This is a genomic window from Ferroplasma sp. Type II (assembly GCF_000496155.1).
The window spans coordinates 1-5,527 of the sequence record NZ_KI542748.1 but is presented as its reverse complement, the minus strand read 5'-3'; the positions used below and the strand labels follow the sequence as shown (position 1 = coordinate 5,527).

At 33.9% G+C, this 5,527-nt stretch carries 6 protein-coding genes; 4 read left to right on the top strand and 2 right to left on the bottom strand.

Annotation, left to right across the window (positions count from 1 at the left end; translation table 11 throughout):
• The first annotated feature begins 538 nt into the window (after positions 1 to 538).
• Together sfsA and AMDU4_RS09465 are read left to right on the top strand one after the other, a co-directional pair.
• On the top strand, positions 539 to 1,216 hold the full coding sequence (sfsA, locus tag AMDU4_RS09470) for a DNA/RNA nuclease SfsA (protein ID WP_021787758.1): 678 nt from the start codon (positions 539 to 541) through the stop codon (positions 1,214 to 1,216).
• A gap of 37 nt (positions 1,217 to 1,253) precedes the next feature.
• Positions 1,254 to 2,447, top strand: a complete 1,194-nt coding sequence (locus AMDU4_RS09465) for a M20 family metallo-hydrolase (protein ID WP_021787757.1) — start codon at positions 1,254 to 1,256, stop codon at positions 2,445 to 2,447.
• Positions 2,448 to 2,509: 62 nt separating this feature from the next.
• On the opposite strand, the gene thrC is transcribed toward AMDU4_RS09465, so the two are convergent.
• A complete protein-coding gene (gene thrC / locus AMDU4_RS09460; protein ID WP_021787756.1) occupies positions 2,510 to 3,670 on the bottom strand; it encodes a threonine synthase in 1,161 nt (386 codons plus the stop codon).
• A gap of 89 nt (positions 3,671 to 3,759) precedes the next feature.
• Positions 3,760 to 3,927: a preprotein translocase subunit Sec61beta gene (locus tag AMDU4_RS09455; protein ID WP_290704870.1), complete on the bottom strand. Its 168-nt coding sequence runs from the start codon at positions 3,925 to 3,927 to the stop codon at positions 3,760 to 3,762.
• A 149-nt stretch (positions 3,928 to 4,076) separates the two neighbouring features.
• Here AMDU4_RS09455 and AMDU4_RS09450 point away from each other — a divergent pair, with 149 nt between their 5' ends.
• Positions 4,077 to 5,288, top strand: a complete 1,212-nt coding sequence (locus AMDU4_RS09450) for an AAA family ATPase (RefSeq protein WP_021787754.1) — start codon at positions 4,077 to 4,079, stop codon at positions 5,286 to 5,288.
• Between the two features lie 5 nt (positions 5,289 to 5,293).
• Positions 5,294 to 5,488, top strand: coding sequence for a hypothetical protein (locus tag AMDU4_RS09445; protein ID WP_290704867.1), 195 nt, complete (start codon positions 5,294 to 5,296; stop codon positions 5,486 to 5,488).
• Positions 5,489 to 5,527 lie beyond the last annotated feature (39 nt).

Below are 5,527 nucleotides of genomic sequence, written 5' to 3'. Positions count from 1 at the left end.
GCCGATGACCCGGGTTCAAATCCCGGCGGGTCCGTATATTTTCACAGGTAAAAAATGATACATAATTCTCTTTAAAAAGGAGATCTATTTAACACAGATGAAAACTAAAATATTATGTCTATACTTGATAATTTATGATAAATATTTAAAAATTAATATTATTTAGAACGTTTTAAAAATTACACCACGGACAAGTTCTGAAAATATTTAATTAATTTATTATTTATTGAATAAATGTATATTTCATCCCGAGAATTCCCACACATCCTAAACTCAGTGGGTTTCTTTCTTGTGGATTGAATTGTAATAATATAACCCATTCTTTTAGAGTTAGTCAAATAATTAACTATGTTTACCTGAATCCACAATCTTCCAGAAAGGTATTATGTGCGAACACAGAAATATACCTATTAACCGACAACTAGAAACATAAGAAATCCGGTGGATTATGGCGTCAAGAAACTGGTATTAAAATAATTAATTATCTATGAAAGTAATTTCCTACAAAATTATTTATAATCAATGAAAATCAGATTCAATGTCTCCCTTCATCAACCGTTCCCCAGGATTTACAGTGATGAGATTTCCAGAACTTATTAAAGCCACAGTGGTTTCACGACCTAATCGATTCCTTGTAAGGGCAATGGTTAACGGAATTGAAACAGATGTCCATATACACGACCCGGGAAGGCTTAAGGAGCTAATATACCGCGGAAACAATATACTAATAAGGAAGACCAACAATAAAAAAACCCATTATTCTGTCACATTCTGCGAAAATGGTGATATCTGGACATTCAATGATTCAAGGTACCATTCCCAGATCGGTTCTATGTTTATAAGAGAAGGCGGGCAAAAGGAAGTAAAAATAGGAAACAGTAGAATAGATTTCAAACTTGGAAATTCATACATTGAGGTCAAATCAGCAACGCTGGTGGAGGATAAAATCGCAAAATTTCCAGATGCACCAACAGTTCGGGGAAAGAAACATCTTGAAACCCTTATGGGGCTAATAGATGAAGGATACCAGGCATATGTACTGTTTCTTATATTCAATGAAAACGCCAGATGTTTTTTACCTAATTCTTGTAGAGATCTTGAGTTTTCAAGTTCATATTACTCGGCAATTGATTACGGGGTTAAATTCAAGTTTCTGGTTTTCTCATCTCAAAATGGAAATGTTGTGTTTAAAAGAAGCATAGAGCAGTGCAGATAACCAATAATACTTATATGATTTAAATGTATGATCTTTAATGGGATTGACAGAATTATCAGACAGGGAATTCATAACTGATGTTGCTAGAAGATTATTGTCTATCAGGGCAGTATCCCCCAAATCTGGAGGAGAAGGCGAATACAAAAAATCACTGGAACTAAAGAAAATACTGGGTGAACTTGGATATAATAATTTATATGAATACAATACAACTGACGATACAGGCACATTAAGACCAAATATGATATTAAGATTAGGTAATTTTGACAGGACATTGTGGATTATATGCCATATGGATACTGTTCCCGAGGGCGATATATCGCTCTGGAAGCATGATCCCTTTAAGGCCACATTTGATGGTGACAGAATATATGGCAGGGGTTCTGAGGATAATGGACAATCCATATTCACCTCACTTTTACTTCTTAAGCAAATTGACCCTAAAAATTTGAAAATCAATTTAGGGCTTGCCTTTGTGTCAGATGAGGAAACTGGAAATGACTATGGAATTAAATACTTAATCTCCAAAAATATATTCCAGAAGAATGATATTATCATTGTTCCAGACGCTGGCACCAATGAAGGACTTGCCATTGAAACTGCAGAGAAAAGTACAGTGCAGATAAAATTCGAAATTGAAGGTATCCAGGGACATGCAAGCATGCCTGAAAATTCATTAAATGCTTTCCGTGAATCGTGTAAATTCATAGATCTCCTGGATTTCAACCTGCACGATCAATTCAGCAAAAACGACAATCTGTACATTCCCCCATATTCGACATTTGAACCCACAAAACATGAAAAAAATATAGATAACATTAATACAATACCGGGTAGGGAGGTATTCTACTGGGATTTCAGAATACTCCCCCAGTATCCTGTGGAACATGTACTGGAAAGCATTAACAGCCTTATAGAAAAATACGCTAAAACATCAAAGGCAAAGATTTCCTATAAGGTAGTGGACAGGGTAGATGCCCCAAAACCCACACCGGAGGATTCTGAAGTTGTTGTAAGATTAAAAAGTGCAATAAAATCGGTAACATGGAAGGATGCATTTACGATGGGAATTGGTGGGGAAACATTTGCATCCTTCCTGAGAATCAAGGGATTCCATGTTGCAGTATGGTCCACAACTGCCATAGAAAATGCACACATGCCCGATGAATTCTGCCTTATACCACATATACTTCAGGATGTAAAAATTTATAAATATCTTTTATTTAATTAATTGTATATAAGTCGCAAAAATACGCATTATTGGTTTCTATTATTTGTGACTTTCTACTGGTCTTAAAATATATCAGAAATACGCAGTGTTTTATGTTCCGGGATTATGCTAATATCCTTCAATATATGTCCGGTGAGTATTGAAGCCACCGTATCTCCCTTATGCATAAGGCCTGCATCTCTAAGTTTCTTTACTCCTGCAACCGCCGCTGCTGATGCAGGTTCACATCCTATGCCTGCCCGGTCAATAGCCCTTTTTGCCTCCATTATCTGATCATCAGAAACCTTTTCAACTATTCCATGTGTAAATTCCAGAGACCTTTTGGCTTTTTTGTAATTTACAGGATTTCCAATTTTAATAGCGCTTGCTATTGTTTCTGCCTTTACAGGTATGATAGATTCCTGCTTCCCGTTAATGTAATTATAAAATGGCGATGCACCCTCTGCCTGAATCGCAACAAGCCTGGGAATGTCGTCTATAACTCCCAGAGATTTCAGGTCCATAAGTGCCTTTCCGAATGCCGATGTATTTCCAAGGTTACCTGCCGGGAACGTGATAAAATCAGGTTTAATTTTCTCCATAACCTCATATATTATTGTTTTTTGCCCCTCAATTCTCCATGGATTAAGGGAGTTAAGCAGATAAAAATCGTTCCGCTTTGCAATTGTTTTCCGTACATTATCCATGGCACTGTCAAAATCCCCTTCTATATCGACTATATTTGCACCATATGCAATTGCCTGGAATAATTTATTGGCTGATATGTTTTTTTCAGGGATTATCACATAGCTTTCAATACCTGCGAATGAACTGTAGCTTGCCGCAGCAGCAGATGTGTTTCCAGTGGAGGCGCACAGAGTTTTGTTAAATTTTAGCCTCATGGCTTCTGACACTGCTACTGTCATTCCTCTATCCTTGAATGACCCGGTAGGATTTTCCCCTTCATGCTTAAGAAATATTTTATCTATGCCAGAAAATTCGGATATTCTACTGTTGCTATACAGATTTGTATTGCCCTCACCTTTACTTATGATTGTTCCTTCATTGATACCTGGATGTATGAGATTTTTATATTTCCATACACCTTTCAAACCTGTTAGCGAATATTCCATATCATAGTGGTAAACGTCCAAAATGTTGCCGCATTTATCACACGTGTATATATTCCGGTCTATAGTGTATTCAGCACCACAGAAATGGCATTTTAAAACGGAGTGAGTCATCTTATTGGGTAATATATAGTTATATAAATTATTTGTCAAAACCAAAGTAATAATCGCTATAAAATGTATCCATAAATTAGTATTAAGAATTAAACAGGCCAGAAGATCTTAGCAAGTTCTACTATAACACCCATAGCTATTCCTATGTATATGATCAATTTTGGGTCTATGGCCGGACCTTTTATTTCCTCCTCATTAAAATATCGTATTAAACCTGCCCCTGACTGGAAGTTCTCATTCTGGTTGTCCTTTGCCATTGTTTTCAATAATTTAATACTAGAATTTAAGTGTTTTGGTATTCTGGCATTGCCCAATTTTCGTAGATCGTTGAAAATTGAAAATATTCTGATATAACATGCCACAAATGAAAGGGAAAAACTTATATTGTGTATATTAATAAATAAATATGTCTAATTTTTATATATCAAAATTAAAAGCGTGGAACTTTAAAAGTTTTAAACATTTAGAAATAGACTTAGATAATTTTAACATAATCATTGGTGCAAATTCCAGCGGGAAATCCAATCTTATTTCCATATTTCAATTCATTCGAGATATTATAGATAATGGTGTGGAAAATGCTATTTCCCTACAAGGTGGAACGGAGTATATGTTTAATATCAATTCCAAAGATGAAAATATGGGCATAGAATTTGAATTAAAATATAACCCACCATTAACATTTAGATACAATTTAAATGCTAATCGACGGTCCAAATCTGATGAATCAACATCTGTTAAATCGTTCACATATACGATTGAATTTACTGTGTACAAAACAAATAGGAAATTAAAAAAATTTTGTGAACATTTGGCAATTGATGCCGATGGAGAAGCTCTGGATATTACGAATTTGAATGGTAAGATCAGTGCCGATGGCCAGAATGGATATTTAAATGATTTTATGAATCCAATAGTCAAATTATTATCTAAAAGGGTATCCACGGATATTAGTATTCTTTCAATGTTTCCGTTACCAATAATACCATTTTTTGATAAAAGTGGAATCCCGCAAGTATTTGATATAGACCCAAAATTATCTAAACATGCAATTCCATTATCTGGCTTAGTTGATCTGGAATCAGATGGTAGTAACATCGCTCTTGTTCTACACAATCTTATTAAAGATAGAGAAAAAAGTAGGAAATTAATAGGTTTATTGAATACATGCATGCCTTTTATTGAAAATATTAATGTAGAATCACAATTAGATAAATCTATAATAATCAATGTATATGAACGCTATAATAATAAAATATCATTGCCTGCAACTTTTGTCTCAGATGGTACCATAGAAATATTAGCATTAATATATATACTGTACTTTGAAAAACGTAAAATAATAGCAATTGAAGAGGTTGAAAAGAATATACATCCCTCGTTGATTGCCAGAGTTATGGAACTAATAAAAGATTCTTCAATAGCTAAACAAATCATAATAACTACACATAGTCCTGAAATAATAAAAAATGTCAATATAAAAAATATTATACTGATAAAGCGTGATAATGAAGGAAATTCATTTATTGTAAGACCATCAACTGCCAAAGATTTACAGGTTTTTCTGCAGCAAAACATAGGCATATCGGAACTATTTGCTGATGGTTTCTTAAACTGATTTAAATGAAATTAACATTCTTTGTTGAGGGAAACATGGATGAAATTTTTATTTCTAATATTGTTCCAAAAATATTTAAACAGTATAATTTTTCACCTCATGTATATAAGTATAGTCAAGAAAAGGACGAAAAAATAGATAATTTCATTAAGTCAATAAAAGGGATTAAAGATCATACTTATTTTTTTTTTGGCGGATAGTGATCAGTATGACATTACCAGAAGAAAAAATGAATGATA

Coding starts and splice junctions, on each gene's coding strand:
- sfsA (WP_021787758.1), top strand. CDS start 539: ATGTCTCCCTTCATCAACCGTTCCCCAGGATTTACAGTGATGAGATTT.
- AMDU4_RS09465 (WP_021787757.1), top strand. CDS start 1,254: ATGGGATTGACAGAATTATCAGACAGGGAATTCATAACTGATGTTGCT.
- thrC (WP_021787756.1), bottom strand. CDS start 3,670: ATGACTCACTCCGTTTTAAAATGCCATTTCTGTGGTGCTGAATACACT.
- AMDU4_RS09455 (WP_290704870.1), bottom strand. CDS start 3,927: ATGGCAAAGGACAACCAGAATGAGAACTTCCAGTCAGGGGCAGGTTTA.
- AMDU4_RS09450 (WP_021787754.1), top strand. CDS start 4,077: ATGTCTAATTTTTATATATCAAAATTAAAAGCGTGGAACTTTAAAAGT.
- AMDU4_RS09445 (WP_290704867.1), top strand. CDS start 5,294: ATGAAATTAACATTCTTTGTTGAGGGAAACATGGATGAAATTTTTATT.